Source organism: Roseovarius tolerans, assembly GCF_028885395.1.
In the GTDB taxonomy this organism is placed as follows: domain Bacteria; phylum Pseudomonadota; class Alphaproteobacteria; order Rhodobacterales; family Rhodobacteraceae; genus Roseovarius; species Roseovarius tolerans.
In genome coordinates, this window is the sequence record NZ_CP118494.1 from 1,833,076 (window position 1) to 1,848,753 (window position 15,678).

Annotated in this window: 11 protein-coding genes and 1 pseudogene; 8 read left to right on the forward strand and 4 right to left on the reverse strand. The window is 65.6% G+C overall.

The window, feature by feature from the left end; translation table 11 throughout:
• Window positions 1-138: 138 nt before the first annotated feature.
• Together PVU19_RS09070 and PVU19_RS09075 are read right to left on the reverse strand one after the other, a co-directional pair.
• The gene (locus PVU19_RS09070; RefSeq protein ID WP_050663293.1) at window positions 139-1,449 is read right to left on the reverse strand and encodes an HlyD family type I secretion periplasmic adaptor subunit; all 1,311 of its coding nucleotides are present in this window, start codon (window positions 1,447-1,449) and stop codon (window positions 139-141) included.
• Window positions 1,446-2,549: pseudogene (locus tag PVU19_RS09075) on the reverse strand (type I secretion system permease/ATPase); the annotation flags it as partial. The pseudogene PVU19_RS09075 and the gene PVU19_RS09070, both read right to left, overlap by 4 nt.
• 351 nt (window positions 2,550-2,900) lie before the next feature.
• On the opposite strand from PVU19_RS09075, the gene PVU19_RS09080 reads away from it, so the two are divergent.
• Window positions 2,901-4,691 carry a 5'-nucleotidase C-terminal domain-containing protein gene (locus PVU19_RS09080; RefSeq protein WP_235575855.1) on the forward strand — a complete coding sequence of 597 codons (1,791 nt, stop codon included), beginning with the start codon at window positions 2,901-2,903 and terminating at the stop codon, window positions 4,689-4,691.
• A 45-nt stretch (window positions 4,692-4,736) separates the two neighbouring features.
• On the opposite strand, the gene PVU19_RS09085 is transcribed toward PVU19_RS09080, so the two are convergent.
• Entirely contained in the window at window positions 4,737-5,606 is an 870-nt protein-coding gene (locus PVU19_RS09085) for a LysR family transcriptional regulator (RefSeq protein WP_050663292.1), read from the reverse strand.
• Window positions 5,607-5,705: 99 nt separating this feature from the next.
• On the opposite strand from PVU19_RS09085, the gene PVU19_RS09090 reads away from it, so the two are divergent.
• The 3 genes from PVU19_RS09090 to PVU19_RS09100 are packed head-to-tail and all read left to right on the forward strand — an operon-like array spanning window position 5,706 to window position 10,927.
• Window positions 5,706-7,262 (forward strand): proton-conducting transporter transmembrane domain-containing protein, encoded by a 1,557-nt coding sequence (locus tag PVU19_RS09090; protein WP_050663291.1) that lies wholly within the window; start codon window positions 5,706-5,708, stop codon window positions 7,260-7,262.
• A 15-nt stretch (window positions 7,263-7,277) separates the two neighbouring features.
• Window positions 7,278-9,641, forward strand: coding sequence for a YbcC family protein (locus PVU19_RS09095; RefSeq protein ID WP_050663290.1), 2,364 nt, complete (start codon window positions 7,278-7,280; stop codon window positions 9,639-9,641).
• Window positions 9,642-9,691: 50 nt separating this feature from the next.
• Window positions 9,692-10,927 carry an FAD-binding domain-containing protein gene (locus PVU19_RS09100; RefSeq protein WP_050663289.1) on the forward strand — a complete coding sequence of 412 codons (1,236 nt, stop codon included), beginning with the start codon at window positions 9,692-9,694 and terminating at the stop codon, window positions 10,925-10,927.
• Between the two features lie 259 nt (window positions 10,928-11,186).
• On the opposite strand, the gene PVU19_RS09105 is transcribed toward PVU19_RS09100, so the two are convergent.
• Window positions 11,187-12,218 carry a LacI family DNA-binding transcriptional regulator gene (locus tag PVU19_RS09105; RefSeq protein WP_050663288.1) on the reverse strand — a complete coding sequence of 344 codons (1,032 nt, stop codon included), beginning with the start codon at window positions 12,216-12,218 and terminating at the stop codon, window positions 11,187-11,189.
• Between the two features lie 149 nt (window positions 12,219-12,367).
• Between PVU19_RS09105 and PVU19_RS09110 the strand changes: the two genes are divergently transcribed.
• From PVU19_RS09110 to PVU19_RS09125, 4 genes are all read left to right on the forward strand, one after another.
• Window positions 12,368-12,553, forward strand: coding sequence for a hypothetical protein (locus tag PVU19_RS09110; RefSeq protein ID WP_050663287.1), 186 nt, complete (start codon window positions 12,368-12,370; stop codon window positions 12,551-12,553).
• Window positions 12,554-12,571: 18 nt separating this feature from the next.
• Window positions 12,572-13,723, forward strand: a complete 1,152-nt coding sequence (locus PVU19_RS09115; RefSeq protein WP_152911656.1) for a TRAP transporter substrate-binding protein — start codon at window positions 12,572-12,574, stop codon at window positions 13,721-13,723.
• Between the two features lie 103 nt (window positions 13,724-13,826).
• On the forward strand, window positions 13,827-14,339 hold the full coding sequence (locus PVU19_RS09120) for a TRAP transporter small permease (RefSeq protein ID WP_050663286.1): 513 nt from the start codon (window positions 13,827-13,829) through the stop codon (window positions 14,337-14,339).
• Between the two features lie 9 nt (window positions 14,340-14,348).
• Window positions 14,349-15,677, forward strand: coding sequence for a TRAP transporter large permease (locus tag PVU19_RS09125; protein ID WP_050663285.1), 1,329 nt, complete (start codon window positions 14,349-14,351; stop codon window positions 15,675-15,677).
• Window position 15,678: the final 1 nt, after the last annotated feature.

Sequence of the window (15,678 nt, forward strand, 5' to 3'; positions counted from 1 at the left end):
TGCCTGAATCGGGAGCGCGCGATTTGAGGATCGTGAACCGGGTCGTCTCGGCCATCGCGGTCACGGAAGGAACCGCGCACGTGCCGGGCCGTTTCGGGCAATGTTTCGGTCCAGAGCCCTGACAACCGAGTGCCTGCGCTATTCGCGGAAGGCCTTGGTCAGGTAATCGGTGAAGGGTTTGACCAGATAGGCGATCGGGGTGCGGTCGGCGGTGCGGATGAAGGTTTCGACCGGCATGCCGGGGATCAGGGTCACGTCCGTTGGCAGGCGGTCGGCCTCGCCCGGCTCGAGCACCACCTCGGCGCGGTAATAGCTGGCGCGCGTCGCCTCGTCCTCGAAGGCGTCGGCGGAGACCTGGGTGACATGACCACGCAATTCCGGCGTGGTGCGCTGATCGAGGGCCGAAAAGCGCAGCGTCACCTGCTGACCGACATGCAGCTTGTCGACATGGATGGCCTCCACCCGGGCATTGATCACCAAAGGGCGATCCTGCGGGATCAGGAAGGGCAGCGGATCGGCGGGACGGATGACCGAGCGCAGGGCAAACACCTGAAGATCGTAGACGATGCCGGGCAGGGGCGCGGTGATCTCCAGCCGAGACATCCGCTCTTTGAGGGCACGGCGCTGTTCGCGCAGTTCCAGCTCGCGGAATTGCAGGTCGCGCAGGGTGGTGATCGCCTCTTCGCGGCGGTCGGTGCCCAGTTGCAGGATCTCGATCTCGATCTCGGTGATGCGGCCTTCGGCCTGTGCGCGCTGTGCCGCCAGTTCGCCCATGCGACCGCTGAGGCGGGCCTCTTCGCGTTGCAGGCTGAGCACGCGCGCTGCCTGGGCAAGGCCGCGGTCGAGCAGCGATTGCTGGCTTTCGAGTTCCTGCGCAATCAGGTCTAGCTGCTGTGCGAGTGCCGTGCTTTGCGCGTCGATGCCGCTGATCTGGTCGCGGGTCTGATCGCGACGCTTGTGCAATTGGGCGATGCGCTGTTCAGCGGTTTCGGCGCGGGCCATCAGCAATGTGGTCTGACCCTGCATGAGGGCCGCGGCATCGGACATGTCGGCGACCATCTGCACCAGAAGCGGGTCGAAATCGAGTTCCTTGCGCTGATCACGCTCTGCCTCGAGCCGGGCGCGGCGGGCCATCAGTTCGACCAGCTGGTTCTCGGTGATCATGAGTTGCGATTGCAAATCGGTCGGGTCGAGCCGCAAGAGCACGTCCCCGGCGGACACGCGGTCGCCTTCCTTGACGTCGATCTGGGCGACGACGCCGCCATCGGGGTGCTGCACGACCTGGCGGTTCTGATCGACTTCGATGCGTCCCGGCGCGATGATCGCGCCCGAGATTGTGGTCGTCGCCGCCCAGGTGCCAAAGCCGCCCAGCAGCAGGACAAGACCCAGAATCCCGACCAGCATCGGGCCCCGCACCGTCGAGACCGTGCTTGTCGTCTTGTCGCTCATCGCACGCCTCCGGCGGTCTGGGCCTCGGCCAGTTTCTGTTGGTTCTGCACCACATCCTGGAGCACCTTGTCGCGCGGACCGAAGGCGCGCGTGGTTCCATGTTCGAGCATCAGCAGCATGTCGCATTCCTTGATCACGGCGGGGCGATGCGCGATCACGATGACCGCCTTGTCCTCGGATTTGAAACGGCGGATCGCGGAATTGACGGCCTCGCTGCCGGCGTTGTCGAGATTGGCATTGGGCTCGTCCAGAATAAGCACGACGGGATCGCCATACATAGCACGCGCCAGCCCGATGCGCTGAATCTGCCCGCCCGAGAGGCGCCCGCCGCTGGCGGTCACGCGGGTCTCGTAGCCGTCGGGCAGCTTGAGGATCATCTCATGCGCGTCGGCACGCTTGGCGGCCTCGACAATCGCGCGGGCGTCGGGGCTTGCCGCCAGCCGGGCGATGTTCTCGGCGATGGTGCCGTCGAAGAGCTGCACCTTTTGCGGCAGGTAGCCGATCAATTGCCCCAGGACACCGGGGCCATACTGGTCGAGAGCGGCCCCGTCGAGCCGCACCTTGCCCTGCGCGGGACGCCAGACCCCGGTGAGGGCGCGGGCGAGGGTGGATTTCCCGGCCCCCGAGGGCCCGATCACACCAAGCGCCTGACCGGGGGTGATGGTGAAACTGACATTCTTGAGCGCGGCCTGGCTGTCGCCCGGCGGCACAATGACCAGCTTTTCGACCGAAAGCCGCGCCTTGGGGCGGGGCAGGGCGGTGCGCGGCTGTTCTGGCGGAACCTCGCCCAGCAGGCTGGCGATATTGTCCCAGCCGCGCTTGGCGCGCTGCACCGCGCCCCATTGGCCGATCACCTGTTCCAGCGGCGCGAGCGCGCGGCCCAGCAGGATCGAGCCTGCGATCATCGCGCCGGGTGTCAATTCGTTGCGCAGCACCAGCAGCGCGCCTAGGCCCAGCATCGCCGATTGCAGAAGCAGGCGAATGGCCTTTGTGGCGCTGGTGAAACTGCCGCCGAGATCGGCGGCGTGCAGGTGGTCGCGCAGCGCGCTCTCGCGGCTTTTCTGCCATCGGTCGAAGGCCGCGAGATCTCGGTGACCGAGGATGGCGCGCTGATCGAGTGGCTGGGCGCGACCTTCCCCTATCTGACAAGCAATATCGACTTTTCCGGCGACGGCAACCTGTCGGGTCTGGCGAGCGCGGACCTGCTGCGGCTCGACGAGATCACCGCGGGTGCGACCGGCGACATCCTCGCCGATCTGGCGGCGCTGGTGAACACACCTTCGATTGCACCGGCCACCATCATCGAGGAAAACGGCGAGCTGATCGGCATCGTGGGGGCCACCACGCAGATCATCGAGACGATTTCTTCCACTGGCGGCACCGACGAGATCACCGGTGGGGCGAACAACATGGCGGCCCTTGCCGCCGTGATCCAGCCGCAGATCGACGCAATGGTCGCGGCAGGGGCGAACAAGATCATCCTGACCTCGCATCTCCAGCAGATCGCCCTGGAAAAGGAACTGGCCGGGTTGCTGAACGGGGTGGACATCATAATCGCCGGTGGCTCGAACACGCTTCAGGCCGACGCGCAGGACCGCCTGCGCGATGGTGACGAGGCCGCCGAGGGCTATCCGTTCCTGACCACGGATGCGGGTGGCAATGACGTCGCCATCGTCTCGACCGACGGAGAGTACAGCTATCTGGGTCGCCTCGTGGTGGAGTTTGACGAAGATGGCAACCTGATCGCCGAATCGATTGACGAGACCGTCTCGGGCACCTTCGCCACCGATGAGCAGGGCGTGCTCGACGTGACCGGTGCCGCCACGCTGGACGAGGCGATCAACGGCTCGCTCAAGGCCGATATCGTCGAAGATCTGACCAGTGCCGTGCAAACCATCGTCGATGCCGCCGATGCTATCGCCTTTGGCAATCACGACGTGTTCCTTGACGGGCGCCGCGAAACCGTGCGCACCGAGGAAAGCAATCTTGGCAACCTGACGGCGGATGCCAATCTCGATGCCGCGCGCGGTGCCGACGCGGCGGTAATGGTGTCGTTCAAGAACGGTGGCGGTATCCGCGTCGAAATCGGTTCGGCGACCAACGAGGGCACCGATGAGGGTGACGGTATCCTGTCGCAACTCGACGTGCAGAATTCGCTGCGGTTCAACAACGGTCTGGTGACCGCCTCGGTCAGCAAGGAAGGCTTTCTCATGCTGCTCGAGCATGGTGTGGCCGATACCGACACCGAGGCCGGCAACACGCCGGGCCGCTTCTTCCAGATCGGCTGCTTCCGCGTCACCTTTGACGAAGCGGGCAGCGCGCAGGAACTGGTGACCGACGAGACCGGCGATTACGTGGTCGATCCGGCCACGGACATGCCGGAGGTTGCTGTCGCAGGGGACCGGATCAAGACCGTGGCAGTGATCGACCCCGAAACCGGCGATGACATGGTGATCTTCCGCGACGGAGCCTTCACCGCCGATGCGCCTGACACGATCAACATGGTTACGCTCGACAGGTCACAGATACCCAGTGACTTCGATGTATATGAGTGCGAGGATTTCGGGCCTGCCACGAAAGTACTGCCGACGCTGAAGAGATATGCCGACAGTGATACTCGGATCATCTATTGCGACGATGACAGGGTCTACGACAAGAATTGGGTCCACAATCTCGTAACTGCATCGGGTCGCACCCCCGATCGTGCGATTTGCGATGAATGCGTGTCGATCAACTCGATCTTGTATCGGTATCACTATCCCCGCAAAGACCTGCGCTACAAGATGAAGAAGGCTTTGTCGCTCGGCAAGTTCCGACCCTACCATACCGACAAGTGGAAGGACGCCGATATCGCGCAGGGTTTTGGCGGGGTGTTGGTGAGGCCGTCATTCTTCACCGACATGGTATTTTCCATTCCCGCCGTTCTGTGGTCGGTGGATGATATCTGGCTATCGGGGAACATGGCGTCGAACGGAACCAGGATTCGCTGGAGCGGACGGAGCCGCGAGGAAAAATCTGTCCCGATATTCGTGGACGGACATGATCTTGGGCGGTTTCCGGAGTCTCTCAATCTATCAGAATGTGACGGTTTTGGGCGGCTTTCGGCGGATTACTACGCGGTGCGGTATTTTCAGGAGAATTTTGGCACATGGCGTGAGAAGAACCGCGCGTCGAAGCATCCCGCTTTCAACACGTTTCACATGCTGGCGCGGGAAAGTAACTCCGGCAGTCGTATGGGGTGAGGATGGGCCGGGCAGGCTGGCCAGACTGTCCGCATGCCGCCGTTGCTAGGCGAGCAGGTCGACCAGCAACGGATTGGGAAAGCGCCGTTCCAGCGTGACCGCAAGAAATGTCTCGGTGATCCCGTCGAGGCGCGCGGCCTCGGTCAGCCGTCCGGTTTGCAACTCGTCGCGCACGACGATGGGCGGGATTACGGCGAGCCCTGCATCCTCACGCACGAGCAGGCGCAGCATTGCCATGTCGTCGGCCTCGCCGGCGATCTGCGGGCTGATCCCGAGCCGCGCGATGAGCGCGTCAAAGCCTGCGCGCAGCGCCGTTTCCGGCGTCGGCAGGATGAGCGGCATCTCTGACAGCAGGGCGGGCAAGGGGCGTGGTGTCGGGCCAAGGCGTTCGGGCGTGCCGATCAGGCTGACCGGCTGTTCGTCGATCCGCTGGATCAGGTAGCGGCTGGCGGCGTCGCGGGCGGGGGCGAGATTGGTCAGCACCACGTCGAGCGCCATCGATTCCAGCCCACGCAGCAATTCGGGCTGAGAGCCGGAGCGCAGCACCACCTCGACATCGCGCCGCCCGATCAGCGGGCGCAGGAACTGCATCTGGAAATTGCGCGACAGCGTGGCGAGCGCGCCGACGCGCAAGGCCCGCCGTCCGCCGCCGCGCTCGCGCAGGGTGGCGCTGAGATCCTCGGCGGTGCGGAAAATCGATTCGGCATGGTCGAGCGCGATGCGCCCGGCCTCGGTTAGGATCAGACGGCGGCCACGCCGTTCAAAGAGGTCCTGCGCAAGAGCGGACTCCAACGCCTTGATTTGCGTGGACAATGCCGATTGCGACAGGTTGAGCGCGCGGGCCGCGCCGGTCAGCGTGCCATCATGGGCGACCGCGCGAAAGAGGCGGAGGTGATGCAGGTTCAGATATGCCATTGTTCTATTTTATAGAATGAATATGGATATAATATGTAATTTATTTAACTGAACGCCGAAGGTATCTCCTCTCGAAACCGGATTCGAAGGAGAACCACCATGTCCCTGCTCTCGCTGCTGCTGCTGCCACCCGTCCTGTTGCTGGGCGTGGCCGTCCATACGCTGATGCGGCCCGTGCGCCGCCCGCGCCTGCCGGAAGGGGCGGCGCTGGCGGTGCTGGTGCTGATGGGCGTGGTGCTGGTGCATTTGCTGGTGGCGGGGCCGGGCGCGCTGGCGCTTGGGTCCGAGGCGGCGGGGCTGTCGCTGCGGCTTGATGCGGTCAGCGTGACGATGGGCCTGCTGGTGAGTTTCGTCGGCTGGATCGTGATGCGCTATGCGCGCAGCTATCTTGACGGAGAGCCGCGCGAGGCGCTGTTTCACGCGTTGATGCTGGCCACCTTGGCGGCGGTGCTGATGGTGGTACTGTCGGGCGGGCTGACCTTGATGATCCTTGCCTTCGGCGCGGTCGGTCTGGGGCTGCGGCACCTGCTGCTGTTTTATCCTGAGCGGCCCGAGGCGCGGCGGGCGGCGGCAAAGTTCACACTGGTCTGGGGCGCGGGCGATCTGGCGCTGATCGGGGCCGCGGGGCTCTTTTGGCTGGCCTTCGGCACGCTCGATCTGGGCGGCATCGGTACGGCGGCACAATCCGGCCTGCCGCTGGCGGGGCAGGGGGCGGTGGCGCTGCTGGTCATCGCGGCGGCGCTCAAGACCGCGGCCTTTCCGCTGCACGGCTGGCTGACCGAGGTGATGGAAGCCCCGACGCCGGTTTCGGCGCTGTTGCATGCCGGGATCGTCAATTCCGGCGGGCTGATCCTGATCCGGCTGGCCGAGGCGGTGCAGGCCAGCCCCGGCGCGATGGCGGCCCTGGTGATGCTGGGCGGGCTGACGGCGATCTTCGGCGCGGTGGTGATGCTGACGCAGAGCGCGATCAAGACCGCGCTGGCGTGGTCGACGGTGGCGCAGATGGGCTTTTTGCTGCTGCAATGCGGGCTCGGTCTGTGGCCGCTGGCGCTGCTGCATATCGTGGCGCATTCGCTCTACAAGGCGCATGGCTTTCTGGCCTCGGGCGGGGCGGTGCGCGCGGTGGCCGAGATCCGGCGGCCCGGCCCGGTCGCGGTGCCCGACCTCAAGGCGGTGGCGCGGGCCTTTGCCCTGGCGCTCTTGCTCTACGGCGCGGTGGCGGCGGGCTTTGCCTTGCTCATTGGCCCGAAATCAGCACAGGCGCTGGCGCTTGGCACGATCCTGATCTTCGGGGTGGCCTATCTGGTGGCGCAGGGTCTGGCCGATGCCGCCCCTGCGGAACTGACCAAGCGCACGGCGCGGGCCTCGGTCGCCGCGACGCTGGCCTATTTCACCTTCCAGATCATCGCGGGCGCGCTCTGGGGCGCAAACCTGCCCGCGCCGCCGGTGCCCGGTGCGCTGGAATGGGCGCTGATCGTGCTGGCGCTGATGTCCTTCGGCCTTGTCGCGGTGGCGCAGGCGCTTTTCCCGCTCTGGGCGCATCATCCGGCCACCGCAGGCTGGCGCGTGCATCTGGCCAACGGCCTCTACCTCAACACGCTACTGGATCGCCTGATCGGCGGGCTGCGCGTCACCCACACCTCCAACCGGACCTGAGCAGGAGCCCGAGCCATGTTTCTCAAGCACACTGAAATCGCCCCGGATCGCGTCGCGGACCTTTTGAGTGCGGCAGAGGCGGCGGCGCTTGCCCTGCCACCGGCCTTTCCGCTGGAGGCCACGGTCGCGGTCAATCCGTTCCTGGGACAGGTCAGCGAGGATCTGGCCACGGCCTCGGCCCGGCTGGCGCGGGTGGGGGGCGTGCGGCTGACGCGGGCGCGCGCGGACTATGCCGCTATGCTGGCGCGTGGCGCGATGAGCGAGGACGATCTCGCCGCCGCGCTTTATGCCTGTCAATCGCCGGTCAAGCCGGTCGACCTGGCCTATCTCAAGGCGCGGATCACCGGGCCGAGTGAGGCACCGCAGGCGCTGCCCACCGTGGCCGATTTGGCCGCGCGGGTGGACGGCACCGACTGGCCGTCGATCATCGGGCGCAGTTTCGGGCTCTGGGCCGGGGGGCATTTCGACCGGGGGCAGGCGCTCTGGACGCCTGCGCCGGGGCGTGGGGCCTTTGCCGCCTGGCGCGAATGGGCGATGCATGATCTGACACCCGAAATTGCGGGGCTGACGGGCTTTTGCGCGCATGTGACCGAGGCCCCCGACACCGCCGACCGTGCCATCCTGCGCGCCTGTGAACGGCTGGGGATCACCGAGACGGCGGCCGAGACTGCCTTTCACCGGCTCTACATGGATATGGCCGGCTGGGCGCAGCATGCCCGGTGGCTCTTGTGGCAGGCCGAGGCGGAGGGGGAAAGCGATCACACGCTGACCGATCTGCTGGCGATCCGGCTGATCTGGGAAGAGGCGATTTTTGCGCAGGTGCCGGGCGTGGCCGGGCCCTGGGCCGGGACGGTGGCGGCGCATGAAGCACCTGTCGCGCCCTCGCCCGATCAGGTGATCGACGCGATCCTTCAGGAGGCCGCCGAGCGCGCCTATCAGCGGCGGCTGGCGGTCGATCTGCGCAGCCCCGCGCCGGTGGCGGGACGGCCCGCGCTGCAGGCGGCGTTCTGTATCGACGTGCGCTCCGAGGTGTTCCGCCGCGCGCTCGAAAGCCTCGATCCCGGCGTGGAAACCATTGGCTTTGCCGGGTTCTTCGGCCTGCCGGTGGCGCATTGCGCGCATGGCTCGGACGTGGTCGAGGCGCATCTTCCGGTGCTGTTGCAGCCGGCGATGACGGCGACGAGCTACGCCGCGCCCGAGGTCGAGCAATCGACCCGGATCAGCGCCCGGGCGACCCGCGCCTGGGGCCGGTTCCGGCAGGCGGCGGTGTCGTCCTTCGCCTTTGTCGAGGCGGCGGGGCCGTTCTATGGCGCGAAGCTGGTCAAGGACGCGCTCGGGCTGAAAGGCGCCGCACCCGCCGAGGGGCCTGCGCCCCGGCTCAACCCGGCGCTTGATGCTGAGGCAAAGGCCGAGACAGCGGCCAAGGTGCTGCGCGCGATGAGCCTTACCACGGGGCATGCGCGGCTGGTTCTCTTGCTGGGTCATGGCGCGCAGGTGACCAATAATCCGCATGAAAGCGCCTATCACTGTGGGGCCTGCGGCGGGCATACCGGCGAGGTGTCGGCGCGGCTGCTGGCGCAGTTGCTGAACGATCCCGAGACGCGGGCAGGGCTGCCTGCACTTGGGGTCGACCTACCCGAGGACACGCATTTCATGGCCGGGCTGCATGACACCACGCGCGACGCCGTGACGCTTTACCCCGACAGCGCCGCGCCGGAGCATGCCGATGACATTAGCAGGGCCGGCGCATGGCTGGCGCGGGCCGGGGCGCTGGCGCGGGGTGAGCGTGCGCTGAGCCTGCCGGGGGCTGTGGCGCGAACCGTGGCGGCGCGGTCCTCGGACTGGGCGGAACTGCGCCCGGAATGGGGGCTGGCGGGCTGTGCGTCATTCATCGCGGCCCCGCGTGCGGTGACCTCGGGGGTGGATCTTGCAGGGCGCACCTTCCTGCACAGTTATGATTGGCGGGCGGATACGGGCTTTGGCACGCTGGAATTGATCCTCACCGCGCCGGTGGTCGTGGCAAGCTGGATCAGCCTGCAATATTACGGATCGAGCGTGGCCCCGGCGGCGTTTGGCGGGGGCAACAAGCTGATCCACAATGTCACTGGCGGGATCGGCGTGGTGCAGGGCAACGGGGGGCTGTTGCGCCCCGGTCTGCCGTGGCAGGCGGTGCATGATGGTGCGGCGCTGCGGCACGAGCCGCTGCGGCTGACGGTGATGATCGAGGCCCCGACAGAGGCGATCGGGGATGTCTTGCGGCGTCACGACGGGGTGCGCGCGCTGTTCGACAATGGTTGGCTGCACCTGCTGGCGCTGGAGGAGGGGCGGATCGCGGCGCGCTACCGGCCCGGTCTGGAGTGGGAGGTGCTGCCCGACTGATGCCCCGCGTTTGAAATTCTGCGCCACCGGTCCATCTGTGCTGCCTGACGATGGGCAGAGCAGGGGGACCGGCGGTGCAGGATGCGAAACGCGCGCATGGATTGGAGATCATGCAGGGCTTTGCCCCGCGCATGGGGCGGCGCTATGCCAAGGGGCGCAATTTCGACCGTGGCGCGGGGGCGCATCGCGATGTCTCGACCCTTTCGCCCTATTTGCGGCGCCGTTTGGTGCTGGAGCGGGAGGCGGTTGCCACGGCGCTTGGCGCGCATGGCCATGCGGGGGCCGAGAAGTTCATTCAGGAGGTCATCTGGCGCGGCTATTTCAAGGGCTGGCTGGAGCATCGCCCCGGCATCTGGCAGAGCTATCGTGATGGGCTTTGCCGTGATCTGGAGCGGATGGAGGACGACCGCCGCCTGCGCCGGGAGGTCGCTTCGGCGGAGGCCGGAGAGACGGGGCTCGCGTGTTTCGACGCCTGGGCGCGGGAACTGGTGGAGACCGGGTATCTGCACAATCACGCCCGCATGTGGTTCGCCTCGATCTGGATATTCACCTTTGGGCTGCCGTGGCGCTTGGGTGCGGATTTCTTCCTGCGTCATCTGCTTGATGGTGATCCGGCCTCCAATACGCTTGGCTGGCGGTGGGTGGCGGGGCTGCACACGCGCGGCAAGCCCTATGTGGCGCGGGCGGGCAATATCGCGACCTATACCGACGGACGGTTCACGCCGCGTCCGATTGAGTTGGCGCAGGATGTGACCGGGCTGGAGGGTGAGGAGCCCGAGGGGTTGCCGCCGGTGATGCCGCTGCGGGTGCCGCGCGCGCCTGATACCGGCGTGCCATCGGTTCTCTTGCTGACCGAGGAGGACTGTTGTCCGGAGGATTTTGCGCCCGACAGGTTCGATCTGCGCGGGGTCGCGATGCTTGCTGGCAGTCACCTGCGCTCGGTACGCCCCGTGGCGGAGCATGTGGCACGGTTCGAGACGGCGGCGCTTGCGGATACGGCGGCGCGGGGCGGCTGGCAGGCCGAGGAGATGCGCGCGGGCGTGCCGGGGGATCTGGCGACATGGGCCGAACGGTGCGGGGCCCGGCAGATCGTGACGCCCTATGTGCCGGTCGGTCCGCTGCGCGATTGGCTGATTGAGGCGCAGGCGGGGCAGGTGGCGCGTGGCATCGTGCTGGCGGAATGGCAGCGCGATTGGGATCGCGCGATCTGGCCGCATGCGACGGCGGGGTTCTTCAAGGTGAAGAAGCGGATTCCGGGGGTTCTATCCGAGGTTGGCCTTTTCTGAGCGGGGTGGATTATGGCCTGGAGCGGACATGGCACCCCGCCAGAAGGTGCTGCGTGATCGCAGGGCCGGGGACTGGCGATGCAACCGTTGTTAGCCCCACTTTATGCCAGCCAAGTCATTGTAACCTAAACACGTTGCGCACCCTATAAAATCGCCAGGCCGCGGGACGGCCCGGCGATCGCGCGGCACCTTCGGTGCGTTTCGCGCGGGTGGTGCGTATGTCGGGTTCAGGCCACCTCCACACGTCGCGACACGACGCCTATCGCGGTGGCCGCCCGAGCGAGTCGCGCCACGTCACATGCGCGTCCAGTTCCTGTGGTGCGACGGCCCCGTTTTCCTCGATCATCCGGATCAGACACCGCGCTGCCGCCGCCCCCATCGCGCGGTGCGGCACATGCACCGTTGTCAGCGCGGGTTCGACCACCGAGGCGATGTCTATATCGTCAAAGCCCGTGATCGACACATCCCCCGGCACCGACAGGCCGAGAGCGCGGGCACGTTTCACCGCGCCCACTGCCAGAACGTCATTGCCGCACATCACCACTGTGGGGCGCGGGCTGGTCTGCATCAGCGCCGCGAAGGCATCGCCGCCGGTCGTGATGCCGTAATCGGTCTCGATCAGCCGCAACCCTTCGATGGACAAGCCGCGCGCGGCGATGGCGTCGCGGATGCCGTCGACCCGTGCGCGGGCGCGGTCGTTATCGGCCAGCGGGGCCGTGATCACCGCGATGTCGCGATGGCCAAGATCGAGGGTCTTTTCTGCAAGCGTCCGCATTGCGCGGCGATTGTCAAAGCCGACCGAGACGCCCGTCTGCGCCGGATCATAGGCCCATGTCACCAGCACCGGCAGGCCGCGCTGTTGCAGGAACTCGGTCACCTGCGGCGCGCGGTCATGGCCGATCAGCAAGAGCCCGTCGGCCCCGCGCGCCACCAGCGAGCGGATCTGTTCCTCTTCGACGTCCTGTCGGTAGGACGACGAGGCGACGAGCAACTGATAGCCAAGTGTGCGCAACTCTTCCTGAAAAGCCTGAAGCCCGCGTGCGAAAATGGCGTTCTCCATCGTCGGGATCACCGCGCCGATCGTACGAGTGCGCCGTGAGACCATGGCACGCGCGCCGAAATTCGGTGCATAGCCAAGCGCTGCCACCGCCGCCATCACGCGCAGGCGGGTGTCGTCGGAGACCTTGCCGGGCGTGTTGAGGCAGCGCGAGACCGTGGCCGTCGAGACCTCGGCGGCGCGGGCGACATCCTCGAGTGTCGGGGCAGGGCGGGGGGCGCTGATCGGGGCCATGTTCGGCTTTTCCAAAGTCCTCATCCGGAGTTCATGAACAAACAGGCTCTAGCCCCGGTTCACGCGAAAATCAAATGAAAGCGCTTGCAATATCGTAATGCAAGCGCTTACATCAAGGCAAGAACCGATTCCGTCCGGGAGGAACATCCATGGCACTCGTGCTTGCGATCCTGTGTTTTGCCGCCTTTACCGCGAATGTCGCGCTTGGCGCATCGGGGGTGGGCGCGCCGCTGAGTGATGTCGGAGAGATGCTGGTTCTGCTGACCGCCTCGACGTTTTTCGTCGTAGCGATCCTGAAAAAAGAAGCCGACAGGCGGAACAAGTCAGACGGCTGATCGTCAAAACGGGAGGAGATGATCTTGGATAACGAACGCAAGGAACTCGAGTCGGCCACGCGCCGGAATTTCCTAAAACTGGCCAGCACCGGCGGCTTTACCGCGGCCCTTGTCGCAGGGGCGGCGGGTACGTTGTGGTCGACCGAGGCCGTGGCACAGACCGCGCGTGAGGAAAACGAACGCGAGAAGGCCGCAGATCACGTGATGACCGTGGCCACTGCCTATGTGCTGGGCGCATCGCGCAGCTACCCGATCATGCAGCTGGATCTCAAGGAGAACGTCCAGAATGCCACCAATGGCAAGGTCTATGTCAAGCTGGCCCCGGGCGGTCAGCTGGGCGCGGGCGGCAGTCTTGTGCAAAAGGTGCAGGGCGGCACGATTCAGGCCGCACAGCATTCACTGTCGAATTTCGCGCCCTTCGCAAGCGCGGTTGACCTGATCAATATGCCGTACCTGTGCGGCTCCAACCAACGTTTTACCAATCTCGTCAACTCCGATTTCTGGAATGCCGAAGTGCATCCCAAGGTCGAGGCGGCCGGGTTCAAGGCGCTGTTCTATGTCAATATCGACCCGCGCGTCGTTGCGGTGCGCCAGGGCGGCAACGCGGTGATGACGCCGGCCGACATGTCGGGGATCAAGTTCCGCGTGCCCGGCTCCAAGATGTTGCAGCAATATTACCGCATGGTCGGGGCGAACCCGACGCCCGTGGCGTGGGGCGAGACCCCCTCGGCGATCAAGCAGGGCGTGGCCGATGCGCTCGATCCGTCGGTTGGCGCGCTCTTTGTCTTTGGCTTCAAGGACATCCTCAGCCATGTGACGTTCACGCAGGCGGTGCCTGACAGCCAAGTCTATTCGTGCAACCTTGAATGGTTCAACTCGATGCCCGGCGACGTGCAGGAGGGGATCATGTGGGGCTCTGAGATGACCGCGCATCAAAACCTCGCCAAGGTGCCGTCGGCGCGCGCCTATGCCATGGCCGAACTGGTCAAGGCGGGGGTGCAGTTCCATTCGCTGAGCGACGATCAACTGGCCGAGTGGCAGGACGCGGGCGGCTATCAGCGCTCGGAATGGGACGAGTTCAAGGTCGAGCTGGCCGGGTCCATGGAAACTTTCGCCAAGATGGAAGAGGCCGCCGGGACGCAAGGTAAATACTACGTCCACGACGCCTGAGCCCTGCGCGGGGGCCGCGCGCCCCCGTCACTCCGTCAGGACAAGGACCGCAGCCGCGCATCGCACGGCACCGGTGCTCTGACCCAAGAGAAGGGATGCCCCCATGTCTGTATTGCGCCGTATCGACCGGGACGCCGAACGCTGGCTGCTGCTTGTGTTCTACGTGATGCTCGTCGCCACGATGGCGATCGAGGTGCTCCGGCGCGAGATCTTTGCCTATTCCTCGATCTGGGGCGAAGAGATCGTGCGCTACTCCTTCATCTATCTGGCCTGGATCGGGGCCGCCGCAGCGGTCAAGGAACGCGCGCATATCCGGATCGACGTGATGATGCATTACCTCGGGCCACGGCTCAAGGCGCTGCTTTATATCTTCGGCGATCTGGTGATGGTCGCGGTGGCGGTGGTGGCGCTCTACTGGTCATTGGAGACGGTGCATGTCTCGGCCAAGTTCGGCTCGGTCACCGATGGGCTGCGCATCTCCAAGGTGTGGTTCCTGATGGCCGTGCCGGTGGGGTTTTCGCTAATGCTCTTTCGTCTCGTGCAGTCTCTGCTGCGGGATTTCAAATCGCTCCGGGACGGTACGCCCGTCTTCGAGGGCGACAAACTCTTTGATTGAGGGCGCGCGATGCTTTGGGGTGCCACGCAGCAAACCGTCGAACTGGGGTGGGATTTCTACCTTCCAGTTCTGATCTTCATCGGCTTGATCGCGCTGGCAGTGCCGGTCTGGGCCGCCATCGGGTCGGCGGCGATCATCATGCTGGTGATGTCGGGCGATCTGCCGCTCAGCCTAGTGGGCGAGAGCCTGTTCACCGGCATCGACGCCTTTGCGCTGACGGCCGTGCCGCTCTTCATCCTGACCGGTGACGTTCTGGTGCGCACCGGGCTCAGCCGCAAGTTTCTCGATGTGGCCGAGGCGCTCACCTGCTTTGCCAAGGGGGGATTCGGCTCGGCCACAGTGCTGGTCTGCGGGATGTTCGCCGCGATTTCTGGCTCGGATGCTGCGGGGGCGGCGGCGGTCGGGCGGATGACCATCGACCGGCTGGTGGAATCGGGCTATCCGCGCCCCTATGCCTGCGCGCTGGTGGCGGCGGGGGCCTGCACCGGCATCCTCATTCCGCCCTCGATCGCCTATATCATCATTGGTCTTGTGCTGGGTATTTCCGCGTCGACGCTGTTCATGGCGGCGCTCATTCCCGGGCTTGCGATCCTCGTGTCGATCCTGGTGACCAATATCATCGTCAACCGGATCTACGATTACGAGGGCGGCGGCAGGCTGTCCTTTGGCGAATGGCTCGGCAATCTGGGGCGGGCGCTCGCCTCGGGGTGGTATGCGTTCATCGTGCCGGGGATCATCTTTTATGGCATTTTCTCGGGGCGGCTCACGCCCACCGAGGCGGGCGCGACGGCGGTCGTGGTGACGATCCTCATGGGGTTCATCCTGCGCACGCTGAGCCTTGCGGATTTCCCGGCGATGCTGGTGAGTTCGGCCAAGGTCAACGGGGTGATCCTGCCGATCATCGCCTTTTCGGCCCCTTTGGCCGAGGCGCTGGCGATCATGGGCGTGCCGCAGGGCTTTGTCACCGCCGTCACCGGCCTGACCGATGAGCCGTGGCTGCTGATCCTCTTGATGATCGGCATCCTGGTCGCGGCGGGCTGTGTCATGGAAACCACGCCTAATATCGTGATCCTCGCGCCGATCCTGAAACCGCTCGCCGACAATATCGGCATGAACGAGATCCAGTTCTGCATCATGATGATCACCGCGCTCGGCGTGGGGTTCATCACGCCGCCTCTGGGGCTCAACCTTTTCGTCGTCTCGGGCATCACCGGCGAGTCGATCCTGCGGATCGCGTGGCGTGCGGTGCCCTTCGTTCTGGGCATGTTCGTGGTCGTTCTGCTGATCGCCTATGTGCCCGCCGTCTCAACCACGCTTCTGCCTGACATCTACAAATAGG

What these genes read in the sequence shown, in the direction of transcription:
- PVU19_RS09070 (WP_050663293.1), bottom strand. Translation starts at nt 1,449, where the DNA reads ATGAGCGACAAGACGACAAGCACGGTCTCGACGGTGCGGGGCCCGATG.
- PVU19_RS09080 (WP_235575855.1), top strand. Translation starts at nt 2,901, where the DNA reads ATGGTCGCGGCAGGGGCGAACAAGATCATCCTGACCTCGCATCTCCAG.
- PVU19_RS09085 (WP_050663292.1), bottom strand. Translation starts at nt 5,606, where the DNA reads ATGGCATATCTGAACCTGCATCACCTCCGCCTCTTTCGCGCGGTCGCC.
- PVU19_RS09090 (WP_050663291.1), top strand. Translation starts at nt 5,706, where the DNA reads ATGTCCCTGCTCTCGCTGCTGCTGCTGCCACCCGTCCTGTTGCTGGGC.
- PVU19_RS09095 (WP_050663290.1), top strand. Translation starts at nt 7,278, where the DNA reads ATGTTTCTCAAGCACACTGAAATCGCCCCGGATCGCGTCGCGGACCTT.
- PVU19_RS09100 (WP_050663289.1), top strand. Translation starts at nt 9,692, where the DNA reads ATGGGCAGAGCAGGGGGACCGGCGGTGCAGGATGCGAAACGCGCGCAT.
- PVU19_RS09105 (WP_050663288.1), bottom strand. Translation starts at nt 12,218, where the DNA reads ATGGCCCCGATCAGCGCCCCCCGCCCTGCCCCGACACTCGAGGATGTC.
- PVU19_RS09110 (WP_050663287.1), top strand. Translation starts at nt 12,368, where the DNA reads ATGGCACTCGTGCTTGCGATCCTGTGTTTTGCCGCCTTTACCGCGAAT.
- PVU19_RS09115 (WP_152911656.1), top strand. Translation starts at nt 12,572, where the DNA reads ATGATCTTGGATAACGAACGCAAGGAACTCGAGTCGGCCACGCGCCGG.
- PVU19_RS09120 (WP_050663286.1), top strand. Translation starts at nt 13,827, where the DNA reads ATGTCTGTATTGCGCCGTATCGACCGGGACGCCGAACGCTGGCTGCTG.
- PVU19_RS09125 (WP_050663285.1), top strand. Translation starts at nt 14,349, where the DNA reads ATGCTTTGGGGTGCCACGCAGCAAACCGTCGAACTGGGGTGGGATTTC.